We start from the raw sequence: 15,906 nt of genomic DNA on the forward strand, positions 1-15,906 counted from the left end.
ACGCTTCTGCTTTTTCCGGATTATGCAGATCAGTGTAAACAGTGTTAGCTCTCAAAAGAGATAAATATGCAATTCATACATACGGACCTGGGTTATAGGCAAAGAGGAGAAGTTGTTGAAATCACTCTCACGAGTGGAGCCAATGTTCGCCTGATGGATAGCTCGAATTTCTCTAGTTATAAAAATGGTCGTAGGCATTCATATCACGGGGGTTTGGCTCGTCAATCTCCAATCCGTCTTGCAATTCCAAGTACAGGTCATTGGCATGTCGCGGTTGATATGCAAGGCCTTCGTGGTATTACAAGGGCCTCAGTGAGGGTACTTCCAGGGTCGTTACCGGAAATAAGGCAAGCTCCGCTTACAGATGTGCCAAGTCTTGTCCAAAGGGACGTTCCACCACCGGTCGAATCAGGAGGTCGAACTCATGATGTTTTTATATCCCATGCATCAGAGGATAAAGACGAAGTCGTTAGGTCATTAGCAAATGCGCTCGTATCACAAGGACTGAATGTGTGGTATGATGAGTTTTCACTCCGCATTGGCGATAGCTTGCGTCAGAAAATTGATAGAGGATTGGCAACAAGTCGCATTGGACTTGTTGTGCTGTCACCAGCTTTTATAAACAAAGGGTGGACTAATTACGAACTTGATGGAATTGTTACTCGTGCCGTTTCGGGTGAGCAGATACTTCTTCCCATTTGGCACAACATTACTAAGCAGCAGGTTGTCGATTTCAGCCCGTCTTTGGCCGATAAAGTCGCAAGAAGCACTGCGACACATACCGTTGATGAAATTGCCGAAGAAATAGCAGGTTTACTCAATGAAAGATGAGAAAAATCGCATAGCAATGGTTTTCAGTAACCGCTCTGTTTCACAGCAAACCTCAACCCTAACCCCAAGATTTAAGCGCACCTGAAAAATCGATATACATTTAAACTATTGGCTGCAGCTGGATTCCTGAGCAAGTCGTAATTGTCTTGATTACCAAGTTATTGTGCTTTTCGCGATGACAGGCCTAGAGGCAGACGCGCACACATCACCAATCCCCCCTCAACTTTCTCCCCTATACTTTGTGAAAATTGTGCAAATTGCACTGTTGCGACCTGTTGCGGCCGCAATTGTCAAAGTTCTCTGTCGTACATTCACCTTCATCAAAGCTGCGCTTTTCGCCAATGGGCGCGGGCGCATGGTTATTATTTATGGAGCATCTTCTCGAACTCAAGGATCTCAAAACCTGGTATCGTACCGATAACGGCATCGCCAAAGCTGTTGATGGCGTCTCTTTTTCCCTCGCCAAGAACCGGATTCTCGGCATTATCGGGGAGTCGGGATCGGGCAAATCGGTGACGGCGCTTTCGATCATGCGGCTGGTACCGATGCCGCCGGGCTACTTCGCGGGCGGGGATATTCTCTGGAAAAACCGCAGTCTCGTCAAGGCTTCCGAGGAAGAGATGCGCAAGATTCGTGGCAACGAGATTGCCATGATTTTTCAGGAGCCGATGAGCTCGCTGAACCCGGTCTACAACTGCGGCGACCAGATCATGGAGCAGATTCTGAACCATCGAGACGTGAGCAAGTCCGAGGCGCGGCGGCAGGCGGTCGAGCTGCTGAACCTGGTCGGTATCCCGAATCCTTCGGAGCGCATCGACTCCTACCCGCACGAGATGTCGGGCGGTATGCGCCAGCGGGTGATGATTGCGATGGCGCTTTCGTGCGGCCCGGAGCTTTTGATTGCCGACGAACCGACGACGGCGCTTGATGTGACCGTGCAGGCGCAGATTCTGGAGCTGATCGGCAAGCTGCGCGAGGAGCGGGGGATGAGCGTGATGCTCATCACGCACGACTTCGGAGTCGTGGCCGAGCTGTGCGAAGAGGTCGTCGTCATGTACGCTTCGCGCATTGTCGAAACTGGTACGGTGCGGCACATTTTCGAGAATCCGCTCCATCCTTACACGCAGGGGCTGCTCAAGTCGATTCCGCGCCTTGGTGCGAAAAAGGAGCGGCTGAACGTGATCGAGGGCAACGTGCCGAGCGCCACGCGCTTGCCGGAAGGGTGCCGGTTCGCCGGACGCTGTCCGCTGGCCGACGCGCACTGCCGACAGGCGCAACCGCCACTCGTCGAATATGAACAGGGCCATCAGGCGGCCTGCTGGAAAATCGCCTGAACGCAACGAAAGCTATCAAAGCAGCATGTCTGACACTACCATTTTGATCGTCGAAGATGACCGGAACCTTGCCGGGCTCCTGAAGTACAACCTCGAAAAAGCGGGCTACAGCTGCCTGCACGCCGCCACTGGAGAGGAGGCGCTCGAACAGCTTCGGCAGCATGCGGTCAATATGGTGCTGCTCGACATCATGCTGCCCGGCATCGACGGCTTTGAAGTGTGCCGCCGGATCCGGCAGGATGTGCAGTGGAGCGACCTGCCCATCGTGATGCTGACCGCCAAGGGCGAGGAGATCGACAAGGTGTTCGGCTTCGAGCTTGGCATCGACGATTACGTCGTCAAGCCCTTCAGTCCTCGCGAACTGAACCTCAGAATTCGCGCCATCCTGAAGCGCGACCGGCGCAACCGCAGCAACGTGCAGGAGGTGCTTCGCGCCGATGGCATCGAAATCGACATCGGCAAGCATATCGCCAAGCTCGACGGCCAGCCGCTGGCGCTTACCCTCATGGAGTTCAAGCTGCTCGCCCTTTTGCTCAAACGCAGAGGGCAGGCGCAGACGCGCGAAGTGCTCCTGAGCGACGTGTGGGATGTGGACAAGAGCATCAACACCCGCACCATCGACACCCACGTCACCCGCCTCCGCGAAAAGCTCGGCGATGCCGGAAAGCTCATCAAAACCGTGCGCGGGCTCGGCTACAAGTTCGACGAAGGCGAAGAGGAGTCCGGTGAAGGCTAAGGTCTCATTCAGACTCGGCCTGGTTTTCGGTCTGATCGTCTTTTTCTCGCTCGCCCTGAGCTACGTGTATCAGGGGCGACATCTTCGCGAGGTGGTGTTCAAGACGGTTCGCGCCGGCCTGTTGCACGACCTCAAGCTCAATGCCGGGATGCTCGATCAGCGCCCCGACGGCTGGCCGGACATCGCGCTCTCCGACCGCTGGGCGGACAAGGTCGGCAAGGCGCTCGACCTTCGCGTGACGCTCATCGACCTCGATGGCCGGGTGATTGGTGACTCCTACATTCCCACGGAAAAAATTCCTTCCATTCCGAATCATCGGGATCGGGTTGAAATCAAATCGGCGCTCTCCAGCGGGCTGGGCGAATCGAAGCGTTTCAGCGAGACCATCCGCGAGAACATGCTCTACATGGCCATGCCGGTCGGCAAGCCCGACACCTGGGCCGTCCTCCGGCTGGCGAAACCTCTGCACGACATCGGCCAGGTGGAAGCGCAGATCGACCGTGGCATCGAGGGCGGCCTGTTCTGGGCGCTTCTGCTTGCGCTTACTGCCGGAGGGCTTTCGGCGTTTTTCCTGTCGCGCCCGCTGGGGCGTATTGCCGATGCGGCCGACCGGTTCCTGCATGGCGAAACCGAGGTGCAGATTCCCGTAAAGCATGACGATGAGATCGGACGCCTTGCGCGAGCCTTCAACTACCTCTCCGAAGAGATCGTCAGGCTGACGCGCAAGGAGGAGTGGCTTCGCGAAGTGCTTTCAAGTATTCGCGAGTCGATTATCGTGACCAACGCTTCGGGCGAAATCGTGCTGGCCAATCCGGCGGCGTCGCGCCTGTTCATGATCGAGGGGGCGCGGAAACGGTCGATTCCAGTCGATCACATCGAACTTCCGGAGATGCGGGAGCTGTTCGTGCGTGTGCATGCCCGCCAGAGCGGAATCTACAACGAAGAGCTGAGCGTTATGACTGCCCGGGGCGAGCGGGTGTTCAAGGTCACCGCCGTGCCGGTCGTGAAGGGCGAGCAATTCGACGGCACGGTGCTGGTCATCAACGACATCACCCGCCTGCGCAACCTGGAACGCACCCGCCGCGACTTCGTTTCCAGCGTGTCGCACGAGTTGCGTACGCCGTTGGCGAGCATCAAGGGCTATACCGAAACCCTGCTCGAAGGCGCGGTCAACGATCCGGAGCATGCCACTGCATTTCTGCGCATCATCCAGCAGGAGAGCGAGCAACTCACCGCGCTCATCAACGACGTGCTCGACCTGTCGCGCATCGAATCGGGCAAGATCATCTATAATTTTGAGCCGGTCGATGTGAAGCCGGCGCTCGAAAAAACGATGGCGCTGTTCGAGCCTGCCGCGTCCCGCAAAGGGGTGCGCATCGAGCTGAACGTGCCCGATGGGTTGCCGCCGGTGCTGGCCGACCGGAACTATTTCGATATCGTGATGCGCAACCTCATCGACAATGCGGTTAAATACGTCGATGCGAACCGCGGGCGTGTCAGGGTCAGCGCCTGCAAGGCCGATCAGAACGTCGCTATCGAGGTTTCCGATAACGGCATCGGTATTCCGCAGGCCGATCTGAAGCGGATTTTCGAGCGCTTCTACCGCGTTGACAAGGCCCGCTCGCGGGAGCTTGCCGGCACTGGTCTCGGACTGTCGATCGTCAAGCACATTCTGCTCGCGCACAAAGGGAATGTCGAGGTGCGCTCAAAAACCAACAGCGGTTCTACTTTTACGGTGACCTTCCCGATTGCCGGAAAGGAAGCTGCTTCGAGCACCTGATCATCCCGGTTTCCCTCCTGCGGCCAGGCTTCGGTTAGTTCCGGATTTTTTGTATTAATAAGCACCGAACAGCTTTCGTCAGATTTGCTGTCGCTTGACCCTTTGAATACGAATTGTTGTTGTCATGCTTGACTCTCTCTTGCTTTTTATCGAGTCCTTCAAAATCGACCCGTCCGTTGCCAAGCCGCTTGCCACCCTGATTGCAATCCTGGTCTCATTTTTACTGATCTGGATTGTTGAGGTCATTCTGAAAAATGTGCTTTTGCGTTTCATCCACCGGTTTGCGTCCAAAACGGCGACCCGTTTCGATGATCTGCTTGTCAAGCACAACGTCTTTGTCTGGGTAGCCCGCATGGTGCCGCCGGTGCTCGCTTATCGCATGGCCAAGCCCGTTTTGCAATTCTACCCCGATGCTGTGCCGCTGGTGCATGATGTGCTGGTTATTCTGTTCGCGTTCGTCGTCATTATGCTGCTGCTCTCGGCGCTCGATGTGGTGTACGAGTTCTTCGGGAGTCATCCGATCGGCAAGAAGCTACCGATAAAAAGCATCGTGCAGGTCTTCAAGACCATCGGCGTGTTTGTTGGCCTGATCATCGTCATCTCCCGGCTGATGGGCCAGTCGCCGGTTGTGTTTTTCAGCGGTATCGGCGCGTTTACGGCGGTGCTGCTGCTGATTTTCAAGGATTCCATCCTCGGTCTGGTGGCGGGTGTGCAGCTTTCGACCAACGATCTGGTGCGCATCGGCGACTGGATCACGATGCCGAAATACGGCGCGGATGGTGACGTGATCGATATTTCGCTGGTGACTGTGTCGGTGCAGAACTTCGACAAGACCATTGTGGTGCTGCCGGCCTATACGCTCATCTCCGAAGGATTTAAAAACTGGCGGGGAATGCAGGAGTCGGACGGACGACGCATCAAGCGTTCCTTCAACATCGATATGCAGAGCATCAGGTTTCTCGACGATGACCTTGCCAAAAAGATCGAGAACGTCCAGCTTTTGAAGTCTTACCTGCAAGAGCGGCGTCAGGAGATCGAGAACTATAACCGGGCGGTCATGGTTGACGAAAACTCACCGGTCAATGGCCGCCGGATGACCAATCTTGGCACGTTCAGGGCCTATCTGGAGGCCTATGTGCGCAGCATGACCAAGATCAATTCCGATATGATGATTATGATCCGGTACCTCCAGCCGGATGCGTTCGGCTTGCCGTGCGAGGTCTATTGCTTCACCAGAACGAAAGACTGGGCGGCCTATGAGGCGATTCAGGCCGACATCATGGATCATATTTTCGCCGTGCTGCCGTTCTTCGAGCTGAGAGCTTATCAGCTCGAAGGCGCGGTGGTTCCGCCGTCAGCCGTCAAAGAGTAAGCGACAGGTCGCGTTCCGGCCACCGGCTCGCCTCGATGATGTGCGCGTGTAATGGAATGCGCACATTCGGCAGGTTGTCGGGGCTGTAAAATCCAGCCTCGAACACCTCGTGGTTGATGCGGATGTTCTCGTGTGCCGCCTGCACCCGATAGGCCACCACCATCAGCGAACCGTACATTTCCGACTCGCGGTGCCACACACCGATCAGCTCTTCGATCGAACCTTCAAGTGACGTTTCCTCATACAGTTCCCGCAAGCAGCCATCTTCCGGGCGTTCGCCCGCTTCGAGAAAGCCGCCGGGCAGAGCCCATTCATTGAGCGCCGGCTCGTGCGCTCTGCGGATGAGCAGTAACTCATTATTTCGGTTGAGCGTAAACGCTACGGTCACCGGAGTGGGGTTGATATAGTGAATCCATCCGCATTGCGGACAGGTCATGCGCTCGCGTCCTTCGAGGCGTGCTTTATTCAGAGGGGTCGCGCAGTGCGGGCAGTAAACAAATGGCTTCATATTGTAATCGTTCGTATCGGTTCCTAAGTTTTAACTGGCTGGTCTGTGTTGTTGTCGTCACCGTTTCACCAGAAAACGGGATGGGACTGCAAATAATTTCGAAGGTATCATTCTTGCTGCTGGGCCTTTGCAAACACCCCGAAACTTTTTGCCGGCATATCGGATTCTCCCAAGAAAAGCGGCACTCAATCGTGTAATTGAAAAGAATATCAAAGCTATGGAATTACTGCAAGCAGGCCAGAAGGCTCCGGAATTCAAGACAATCGATCAGGACGGCAATCCGGTATCCCTTAAAGATTACCGCGGTCGCAAGGTCATTCTCTATTTCTACCCCAAAGACAATACCCCGGGCTGTACCAAGGAGGCTTGTGCTTTTCGAGACAATTTGCCTAACTTTAAAAAGATAGATGCCGAAGTGCTCGGGGTGAGCGTCGATGGACAGAAAGCCCATCGTAAGTTCGCCGATAAATTCGAGTTACCCTTCACCCTTGTGGTCGATGAGGATAAAAAAATTGTCGAGGCATACGGCGTTTGGGGATTGAAAAAGTTCATGGGCAAAGAGTACATGGGCACCAATCGTGTGACCTATCTGATTGATGAACAGGGCGTTATCGAAAAGGTGTGGCCGAAGGTCAAACCGGAAATACATGCAGCGGAAGTGCTTGAGTGGTTGCAGCAAAAAGCGTGATACATGGATAACGAATTTGAAATGCTCAAAGCGGGCAAGTTGCTGATTGCTTCGGCTAATCTGCTTGAATCCAATTTCAAGCGGACCGTTCTGCTTATGTGCGAGCACAATGACGAGGGCTCTATCGGTTTCATTCTGAACAAACCGATGGAGTTCAAGGTCTGCGAGGCCATCAGCGGCTTCGACGAGATCGATGAGCCGTTGCACATGGGTGGCCCGGTGCAGGTCGATACGGTACACTTTCTGCACACCCGTGGCGATGTGATTGACGATGCTCAGGAAGTTCTGCCCGGACTGTTCTGGGGCGGCGACAAGGAGCAACTCAGCTACCTGATCAACACTGGCGTCATCAGGCCGTCCGAAGTGCGCTTCTTTCTCGGTTACGCCGGCTGGAGCGCAGGTCAGCTCAAGGATGAGTTCGAAGAGGGTTCATGGTACACTGCCGATGCGTCGAACGAGCAGGTTTTCACCGACGAGTACGAGCGCATGTGGAGCCGAACCGTCCGATCCAAAGGCGGTGATTACTGCCTTGTTGCCAATTCTCCCGAGCTGCCGGGTATGAACTGATTGAAAAAACGCATCAGGGGTGTATCCACAGATTCTGAAAGGGCAGTTCCAGCAAGTTGGGACTGCCCTCTCTGTTTTCAGGCAAGCGCTTCAGATTTGTTTACCATTCGGAACTCTTCTGCATGAACCATTGTTGATAATGCGAGTAGAAAATGTTATCTACTCTCAGCATGCGCAAGCATGGTTCTTTGACTTACTGGGGATGACAGGCTTTCGACAGGATACGTGTGAGATGTCGTTGCACTCCGAGTTTCAGCATGGACGGACTCGTTAAACAAGTCTATGTACCATTAGATGCAGACGATTATTCGTATGCAATGGCTGCCTGATTAGCACAAGTTAACTCAGACGCCATCGTCCTGCGGTGAATGCGCTTACTCTGAAGCCGCCGGATGGCATAACCCGCGCTTGAGCCTACGGGTTCGCGCAAGTAAGCTCCGTACATTCATGCCCGAGGGGCTGTGCGGGTAATTTCTCGGGATAAGGGGACGAACGCTGCTGGCGGTGTAATCGGCCCACGAAAACCCAATCACCAGAGATGAGTGTGGTGACTGCATCGAGCAGTGTTTTGGACGCGGGTTCAAGTCCCGCCATCTCCACAAAGACAATTCAGGCAAGTTCGTCAGTATGAGGGCTTGCCTTTTTTTGTTTGTTCTTTTTCAGATTGGGCATGGCCTGTCATCGTAAAAATGGATACTTTGAAAAGGAAACCCTTTTATTCAGTATCGGAGAAACACTATGAGACCCTTCAAACTTCTCGCTATTTCAGTTCTCTGCGGTATGTCCATGCTGCTGGCTAATGTGGCGACTGCCCGGCTTGAGGTTGATCCTGCCGCGAGCAAAACACCAGTCAAGATATTCAAGTATCCGCTTGTAAAGGCGTGCCCTGATGTTAAAGCCGACCTTACCCTGACGCAGGGGAAGAACGGCATGGTCACTCTTGTCGGAACGGTGACCAATGTGGGCAAGCAGGACTATATGGTTGATTCGGTTGCGGAAGTGATCATGAATCTCAGCTATGCTCCGCAATACTCTTACGCTATGACAGGGGTATCCGAGGTGCTCGTCACCAAACCGTTCGGCATGCTCAAGGCTGGAGCTTCCATAGACATCAATGCCAGATACCAGATACCGGATTTCGTCAGTTGGGCTCCGGCAGGTATGAAAGGCAACGCCAGGCGCCTGTTCACCCTTCGTGTTATCAAGCGCGATATGTCCTCTTTCAAGGCGGGCGAAGATTGCAATGCGGAAAACAATGTGATCGCCAAAACGGTCAACTACCGGGCTGTGAAGCAGTGATGGGTTTGGTTTATGTCGTGGTTTTTAAGTTTATCGTTGTTGCCTGATTTTTATGCACATAGGTGATGTGGTTTGCGCCATCATTGAGCGCGATGGAAAGTTTCTCATAGCTCGGCGGCCGGACGACGGAAGGCATCTGGCGCGGAAGTGGGAGTTTCCGGGCGGGAAAGTTGAGCCGGGGGAGTCGGCGACTGCCGCCTTGGCGCGGGAGCTTCGAGAGGAGCTCGACGTGTCGGTAACGATTATCGAGCAACTGACCCCTGTGGAGCATCGCTATCCGGAGCTTTCGCTGCGGTTGATCGCTTTCCGTTGTCGCTTGACGAGTGGCACGCCGCAGGCTGGGGCTCATGAGGAGTTGCGCTGGATTGGTATCGAGGAGGTCGCGGATTACGATTTTCCTGAAGCCGATCTTCCCATTCTTGCCGAGTATCGCATCAAAAACTCTTTTCAGTAAACGAAGTCAGCCGATTCTGATTCTCCTGATTGAGCAATTTTGCTTTTTGTATTCCGTTTGCGCTTGCGATTTACCGCTTATGTTTTTCAGCTCACAATTTAGTTCGCTTGTACAGGCGAATTGTCTCTCCCTGGTACCGTATACATACCTCTTTTTCTCGTTTAACCCCTTGTCAGGTAGGCTTTTATCCGGAGTCGTTATGTCTGTAGGATACGCCACCCGGTAAGGTGCACCCTATGTTTGATTTCATTCCGGGCGCCGCTGGTTTTCCAAGGTTATTGACACGGAGAGGGGTCGCTCGATAGCGGAGATGAGTTATGAAGGTTTTGAACATTAGCCAATTAGAATTTTCAGCCCCTGTTTTTGCATTCCGTAATCAGTTCGGTTTTTCGGCTGACGAACATTGTAAAAGCAATTGCTGTAAAGCTGTTATGAGCAGCAAGGGTGTGGAAAAAATGCTTTTTGGTGTGTATCCGATTCTGTTCCCAAAAATCTGATGTGTCTTTGATCCTCTTCTTTATGGAAAGCCATACTCCATCCTTACAAACGTCTCCACTTAACGATGCCTTGCACCGGATTTTCGGTTTTCACTCGTTTCGTCCAAACCAGGAAGAGATTGTCCGCGCGCTGATGGGTGGGCGGGACGTGTTCGCCGTCATGCCGACTGGCGGTGGCAAGTCGCTTTGCTACCAGCTTCCCGCAGTGCTGATGCCCGGCACCGCGCTGGTCGTCAGCCCGCTGATCTCACTCATGAAAGATCAGGTCGATGCAGCCCGCTTGAACGGCATTAAGGCAGCGTTCCTGAACAGCTCGCTCGATTTCACGGATCAGTCCGCCGTGCTCCGCTCGCTCCAGTCCGGTGATCTCGACCTGCTCTACGTCGCGCCGGAACGCTTCGCGCTCGACCAGTTCCGCGAGCTGCTCGCGGGTTGCTGCATCAGCATCGCGGTGATCGACGAGGCACACTGCATCTCCGAATGGGGCCACGATTTTCGGCCCGACTACCTTTCGCTCTCCTCGCTGGTCGAGCTGCTGCCCGACGTACCGGTCGCGGCCTTCACAGCCACCGCCACGCAGAAGGTGCAGCGTGACATTGTCAGCAAGCTCGGACTGCGCGATCCGTTCGTGCTGCGCGCCTCGTTCGACCGCCCGAACCTCACCTACGAAGTGCGCTTCAAGGAGGCGGGCGAGAGCCAGCTCGTGTCGCTCCTGAATGAGTTTTCAGGCCAGTCGGGCATCATCTACCGCACCAGCCGCAAGAGCGTCAACGACACGGCGGCCATGTTGCAAAAGCGTGGCATTCGCGCCCTGCCGTACCACGCGGGCCTCGCCGACCGCGAGCGGCACGACAACCAGGAGGCGTTCATTCGCGACGAAGTTGACGTCATCGTGGCCACGGTGGCCTTCGGCATGGGCATCGACAAATCGAATGTGCGCTTTGTCATCCACGCCGACCTGCCGAAAAGCATCGAGAGTTACTATCAGGAGACCGGACGCGCTGGGCGCGACGGCGAAAATTCCCGCTGCATCATGCTCTTTTCGCACGCCGACATTCCGAAAGTGCGCTTTTTCATCGACGCGATGCTCGACGAAGACGAACGTCGCCGGGCGCTCGACGCGCTCTCGAAGGTGGTGGCGTTCGCCTCCTCCACGGTGTGCCGCCGCCGGATGCTGCTCGAACACTTCGACGAAGAGCTGCCGGGCGACAACTGCGGTTCGTGCGACGTCTGTCAGGGCTTGCACGAAGTGACCGACTGCACGGTCGAAGCGCAGATGGTGCTCTCCACCATCGTCCGCACCGACTCGCGCTTCGGCGCGACGCACCTGGTCGATATTCTGCTCGGCAGCAAGAACCAGAAAATTCTGGAGTTCGGCCACGATCGCCTCAAGGTCTATGGCATCGGCAAAGGCCACGACAAGAAGTTCTGGCGACGCCTCATCGACGACCTCATGGCTCGTAAAGCCCTCGGTCGCTCCGAAGGCCTCTACCCGGTACCCTACCTGCTCGAAGGCGGAGTAAGGATTCTCAAGGGCGAGGAAAAGGTCGAGATGGTCAGGATCAAGGCGAAAAAGGGCAAATCCGCAGCAGCCAAACGCGGCGGCCTCGACGCGCTATCGGAAGCCGAAAAGCAGCTCTTCGAACAACTCCGGACGCTTCGCAAAAAGCTCGCCGACGAGCAGGATATTCCACCGTACATGGTGTTTTCGGATAAGACTCTCGTCGAACTGAGTGTTGTCAAACCCACGACCCGCGACGAAATGCTCGCAGTATCGGGGATTGGCGAAGTGAAGCTGGAGCGGTATGCGGAGCCTTTTTTGGAAGTGATTGGGGAGTTTACGGGCGGGTGATCACTTTTTTTTGAGATAACTGATGCCAGCTCAAGCTGATAACTTTTTCCCGCTCTGCAACAGTGCAGGGGGAAAACATCCTTATCGAGCTGGAGAGTTGATCTATGCAAAAGAGTCTTTCTGCTTTTTCTGAGATAGTCAGATCAGCTAAACATTTTTTACTACAAAAATCCTGCTCATTGGGAGGCATCATCCGCTATGAAGAAAAGAAAGCAGCATTATGTTTGGCGCCATTATTTGAAGCCTTGGGCTACGGATGACAAAGTATTTTGCCTAAGAGAAAATAATGTATTCCAGTCGAACTTAATGGGGATTGCTAATGAGAGAGACTTCTATAGACTGAAAGAACTAAGCCAAGCCGACATCGATTTCATAGAAAAAATCGCGATTGATCCTTCGCCAGCATTCCTTCAAAAGCTACACAAGGACTTGATCAAGCAATTCAACTTTATATTTGAGTTAAGGAACTTCGTTCAAGACCAAGGGATTACTAATCCAGACATAAGTGAAAGAATTGAAGAAGCAGTAAATAACCTTGAAGAGGATTTTCATGATAGAATTGAGGACAGTGTTATCGGATATCTGAAATCTATTCTCTCCGGCGATACAAAATTTCTCGAAACAGACGAAGGGTTTATGAATTTCATATATTTTCTTTGCGTTCAATACATGAGGACAAAGAAAATAAAGAAAAGTGTTCTCGCTAACGTAAATCCTCCAAAACATATCAATCTTGAAAAGATATGGAACATCCTAAGCCATATTTATGCGACTAATATGGGCTGGAGTCTTTACGCCGATAGAAGCAGCCTCCAGTTTGTATTGCTCGAAAACCAATCATCGACGCAATTTGTTACGGGTGATCAGCCTGTGATTAACACATATGGTACGGGTGATCCCAAGAAGCCTCCGCAACGATTGGAATTTTATTACCCTATTTCTCCATTTATTGCTTTGCTATTGGTTGATCAGAAGAATAATGTAGAAGAAAAGAGACGGACGATAGGCCATGCTCAGGTGATGGCTTATAATGAATACATAGTAAGGAATAGTCATGAGCAGCTATATGCAGCTACCAGAGAATCGTTGGAGATGTATGTGCATTTATAATAGAAATGAAATGAATAAGAAATTGAAAAGATTCATATCTCTGGAGTTCAAATTGGGATTAGCTTTGTGTTTTTTCTCAAGAAAGCATGTCGAAGCAATGATCCTTAGGATGTAATAAGGCATTTATCGGTAGTAAGTTTTCCTTTTGGTAGTGTTAAGGAAATTGTAGGCTACGCTGATATAGATATACCAATACTTCCACATCTCGCACAAATTTACAAAAAAGTCAACAAACCTCTCCTTGTAGGTTTCCGATTCCCCTTTTTCACCCGCAAATCCCACATCCAGCATCTCGCCGTACCGTCACTTTCCGAAAGTTCATCGCCAGAGCGTCAAACGTCAGCAGCGCATCCGTTAGCAAATCACCGATGCCGAGCAAGCATTTGATTGCTTCGATGGCCTGAATCGAGCCGATGACGCCGGGGAGTGCTCCGAGGGGGCCTCGTGGGGCTTCATCGGTAGTCATTTCATTCTCGTCGAACAGGCAGTGGAAGCAGGCGGTTTTTCCGGGGATGATGGTCATGGTTTGGCCGTGGAAGTCGGAGATTCCTGCGTGTGACCAGGGTTTCATCGCTGCGTGGCAGGCGCGACAGATGCGGTGTTTTGAGCTGAACGAGTCGGTGGCGTCGATGATGAAGTCGTAGCCTTTGAGGATTTCCGGAGCGTTGTCTTCGCTCAACCGGAAAGGGTGGCACTCGACGGTGATGGCGGGATCGAGCGCGGCGATTCTCTCGCGTGCCGAGTCGGTTTTGCGTTGGCCGACCGAGTTTGTGGTGTGCAGAATCTGGCGCTGGAGGTTGGACAGATCGACCGTGTCGCCGTCCATAATTCCAATCGTGCCGATGCCTGCCGCCGCGAGGTAGAAGGCGGCGGGGGAGCCGAGGCCGCCCGCGCCGATGACGAGCACCTTCGAGCCGAGCAGCTTTTCCTGCCCTGCCTCGCCGATTTCCGGCAGGGCGAGGTGCCGGGCGTAGCGCTGACGCTGCTCGTCGCTGAGGCTCACGCCCTCTCCTTTTCGGGCAGCGGGTTGTTGTAAGCCGCGTCCCAGTTTTTGAACACCGGTTCAAGATTTTTGGCGCGAAGCGCGGCGCAGAACTCCTCGGCGCTGCGGTCGTCGCTCACCTCGAACTGGCTTGCTCCGGCTGTCTCCGCCTCGACGTAGCCACCAACGGTGGTGCGGCTGGCGATGCTCATGCGGGTGATGCCGAGGCCAGCCATGCCGTCCCGAAAATTCGAACTTTCGCGCGTCGAGAGCACCAGATCGATGTCCGGCATCGCCGTGCGGAAGGCCATAATCATCCTCGCCAGAAAGCGGTCATTCACCACGTATGCCGGCTGGAAGCTGCCCTCCTGCGGGCGGATGCGCGGGAACGAGACCGAGACGCCTGCTTTCCAGTAGGTGCGGCAGAGGTGCCGAGCATGACGCGCGACGGCGAGCGCTTCGCCGATCGGCTCGGAGAGGCCGAGCAGCGCACCGATGCCGACGCTCCGGATGCCGCCGGTGATGGCGCGTTCCGGGGTTTCGAGCCGTTCGAGGAAGTCCTGCTTTGGCCCCCAGCGGTGCAGCTTTGCGTAGTTCTCCGGATCGTAGGTCTCCTGATAGATCGTCAGGCCGGTGCAGCCGCACTCGGCGAGAGCCCGGTACTCGGCAACGCTCATCGGGAACGCTTCGATGGCTACACGCGGCATGATGCGGGCTGTAAGTTCGACCGAGCGGCGCAGGTAGTCGAAGCCCGCCGCGTTGGTGCGCTCGCCGGTGAGCAGCAGCACGTCGCCGATGCCGATCTTTTTCATCGCCCGCAGCTCGCGTTCGATCTCGTCGAATTCGAGCTTGCGGCGCGGCGAGGTTCTGTCCGACGCGAAGCCGCAATAGACGCAGCCGCTCGAACAAAAGTTGGAGAGGTAGAGCGGCGCGTAGAGCGAAATGATGCGCCCGAACCGGCGCAGCGTCACCGCCTGCGCTTCGGCGGCGAGCCGTTCGAGCGACTCGTCATCCGTTTGTCGCAACAACGGTTCGATGTCTTCCGAGAGACGGCTATCGGTCAGCCATGCGGGCAACGCGTTCATGAGCCCGCCCCGAGAAAAGAGGTGAGTGGACTGGTTGCCACCGCCGAACCGGAGCGCTGCATCAGTCCTGCGTTACGGGCATCATACCCCGCTTCGACCGCGCGGGCGAACGCTCCGGCCATCGCGGCGGGATCGCGGGCGACGGCAATCGCGCTGTTGACCAGCACCGCCTCGCACCCCATCTCCATCGCCGCACACGCTTCGGACGGGGAGCGCAGGCCCGCATCGACGATCACCGGAATAGAACTTTCGCGGATGATGAGCTGCACCATCGCCGAGGTCGAGAGCCCCTGCCCGCTGCCGATGGCCGAGCCGAGCGGCATCACCGAGCTGCATCCCACCTCTTCGAGCCGCTTGGCCAGCACCGGATCGGCGGGGATGTAAGGCATGACGATAAACTCCTCGGCTGCAAGGATTTTGCATGCCTCGTAAGTTTCGATCGGATCGGGCATCAGGTGGTGCGGATTCGGGTGAATCTCCACCTTGATGAACGGGCTGCCGGAGAGTTCGCGTGAAATGTGCGCCGCCTTGACGGCTTCTTTCGCCGTCGCTGCACCGGAGGTGTTGGGCATCAGCGTGAGGCCCTCGATTTCCGAGAGCGGGCCGAACAGATCGTCCTCTGCCTGCTCGCGGTTGAAGCGCCGCAGGGCGACCGTGACGAGCTGCGAGCCCGACGCGCGGACGGCCTCGATCATCGCCGAAACGCTGCTGAACTTGCCGGTGCCGAGAATCAGGCGGGATGAGAAGGTGTATGAGCCTAAACGAAGTGCATTCATGAAATCAGACTGAAAACAAATGGGATGGATTTGAG

Annotated in this window: 16 protein-coding genes and 1 other RNA gene; 13 read left to right on the forward strand and 4 right to left on the reverse strand. The window is 54.8% G+C overall.

The features are described from left to right. Positions 1–66: 66 nt before the first annotated feature. From CPAR_RS03345 to CPAR_RS03365, 5 genes are all read left to right on the forward strand, one after another. A complete protein-coding gene (locus tag CPAR_RS03345) occupies positions 67–831 on the forward strand; it encodes a DUF1883 domain-containing protein (protein ID WP_012501908.1) in 765 nt (254 codons plus the stop codon). Positions 832–1,199: 368 nt separating this feature from the next. Next, the gene (locus tag CPAR_RS03350) at positions 1,200–2,165 is read left to right on the forward strand and encodes an ABC transporter ATP-binding protein (protein ID WP_041466118.1); all 966 of its coding nucleotides are present in this window, start codon (positions 1,200–1,202) and stop codon (positions 2,163–2,165) included. Between the two features lie 25 nt (positions 2,166–2,190). Further along, a complete protein-coding gene (locus CPAR_RS03355) occupies positions 2,191–2,901 on the forward strand; it encodes a response regulator transcription factor (RefSeq protein ID WP_012501910.1) in 711 nt (236 codons plus the stop codon). Then, complete coding sequence (locus CPAR_RS03360) at positions 2,891–4,681, forward strand: ATP-binding protein (RefSeq protein ID WP_012501911.1); 1,791 nt, start codon at positions 2,891–2,893, stop codon at positions 4,679–4,681. Before CPAR_RS03355 ends, CPAR_RS03360 begins: the two co-directional genes overlap by 11 nt. Before the next feature lie 124 nt (positions 4,682–4,805). Next, entirely contained in the window at positions 4,806–6,053 is a 1,248-nt protein-coding gene (locus CPAR_RS03365) for a mechanosensitive ion channel family protein (RefSeq protein ID WP_012501912.1), read from the forward strand. On the opposite strand, the gene CPAR_RS03370 is transcribed toward CPAR_RS03365, so the two are convergent. After that, positions 6,043–6,561, reverse strand: coding sequence for an NUDIX hydrolase (locus CPAR_RS03370; protein WP_012501913.1), 519 nt, complete (start codon positions 6,559–6,561; stop codon positions 6,043–6,045). The two genes, CPAR_RS03365 and CPAR_RS03370, sit on opposite strands and share 11 nt — an antisense overlap. 217 nt (positions 6,562–6,778) lie before the next feature. On the opposite strand from CPAR_RS03370, the gene bcp reads away from it, so the two are divergent. From bcp to CPAR_RS03405, 8 genes are all read left to right on the forward strand, one after another. After that, on the forward strand, positions 6,779–7,249 hold the full coding sequence (gene bcp, locus CPAR_RS03375) for a thioredoxin-dependent thiol peroxidase (RefSeq protein ID WP_012501914.1): 471 nt from the start codon (positions 6,779–6,781) through the stop codon (positions 7,247–7,249). A gap of 3 nt (positions 7,250–7,252) precedes the next feature. Beyond that, a complete protein-coding gene (locus CPAR_RS03380; RefSeq protein WP_012501915.1) occupies positions 7,253–7,816 on the forward strand; it encodes a YqgE/AlgH family protein in 564 nt (187 codons plus the stop codon). 198 nt (positions 7,817–8,014) lie between these two features. Continuing rightward, positions 8,015–8,418: a transfer-messenger RNA gene (gene ssrA / locus CPAR_RS10745) on the forward strand. 136 nt (positions 8,419–8,554) lie between these two features. Next, entirely contained in the window at positions 8,555–9,115 is a 561-nt protein-coding gene (locus CPAR_RS03390; RefSeq protein ID WP_012501916.1) for a hypothetical protein, read from the forward strand. A gap of 52 nt (positions 9,116–9,167) precedes the next feature. Continuing rightward, positions 9,168–9,569, forward strand: a complete 402-nt coding sequence (locus tag CPAR_RS03395) for a (deoxy)nucleoside triphosphate pyrophosphohydrolase (protein ID WP_012501917.1) — start codon at positions 9,168–9,170, stop codon at positions 9,567–9,569. 317 nt (positions 9,570–9,886) lie between these two features. Further along, entirely contained in the window at positions 9,887–10,066 is a 180-nt protein-coding gene (locus CPAR_RS10955) for a hypothetical protein (RefSeq protein ID WP_156773361.1), read from the forward strand. Between the two features lie 22 nt (positions 10,067–10,088). Next, complete coding sequence (gene recQ, locus CPAR_RS03400) at positions 10,089–11,918, forward strand: DNA helicase RecQ (RefSeq protein WP_012501918.1); 1,830 nt, start codon at positions 10,089–10,091, stop codon at positions 11,916–11,918. Between the two features lie 198 nt (positions 11,919–12,116). Next, positions 12,117–13,028 carry a DUF4238 domain-containing protein gene (locus tag CPAR_RS03405; RefSeq protein WP_012501919.1) on the forward strand — a complete coding sequence of 304 codons (912 nt, stop codon included), beginning with the start codon at positions 12,117–12,119 and terminating at the stop codon, positions 13,026–13,028. Positions 13,029–13,293: 265 nt separating this feature from the next. Here the strand turns inward: CPAR_RS03405 and CPAR_RS03410 are convergent, their stop codons facing one another. Genes CPAR_RS03410 through CPAR_RS03420 form a run of 3 tightly spaced genes read right to left on the reverse strand, consistent with a single transcriptional unit; the run spans position 13,294 to position 15,871 of the window. Next, on the reverse strand, positions 13,294–14,031 hold the full coding sequence (locus CPAR_RS03410; RefSeq protein ID WP_012501921.1) for a HesA/MoeB/ThiF family protein: 738 nt from the start codon (positions 14,029–14,031) through the stop codon (positions 13,294–13,296). Further along, positions 14,028–15,095, reverse strand: a complete 1,068-nt coding sequence (gene thiH / locus CPAR_RS03415; RefSeq protein ID WP_012501922.1) for a 2-iminoacetate synthase ThiH — start codon at positions 15,093–15,095, stop codon at positions 14,028–14,030. Before thiH ends, CPAR_RS03410 begins: the two co-directional genes overlap by 4 nt. Continuing rightward, entirely contained in the window at positions 15,092–15,871 is a 780-nt protein-coding gene (locus tag CPAR_RS03420) for a thiazole synthase (protein WP_012501923.1), read from the reverse strand. The genes thiH and CPAR_RS03420 overlap by 4 nt, the downstream gene beginning before the upstream one ends. Positions 15,872–15,906: the final 35 nt, after the last annotated feature.

Origin of the sequence: Chlorobaculum parvum NCIB 8327, assembly GCF_000020505.1 — a bacterium.
GTDB lineage: Bacteria > Bacteroidota > Chlorobiia > Chlorobiales > Chlorobiaceae > Chlorobaculum > Chlorobaculum parvum_A.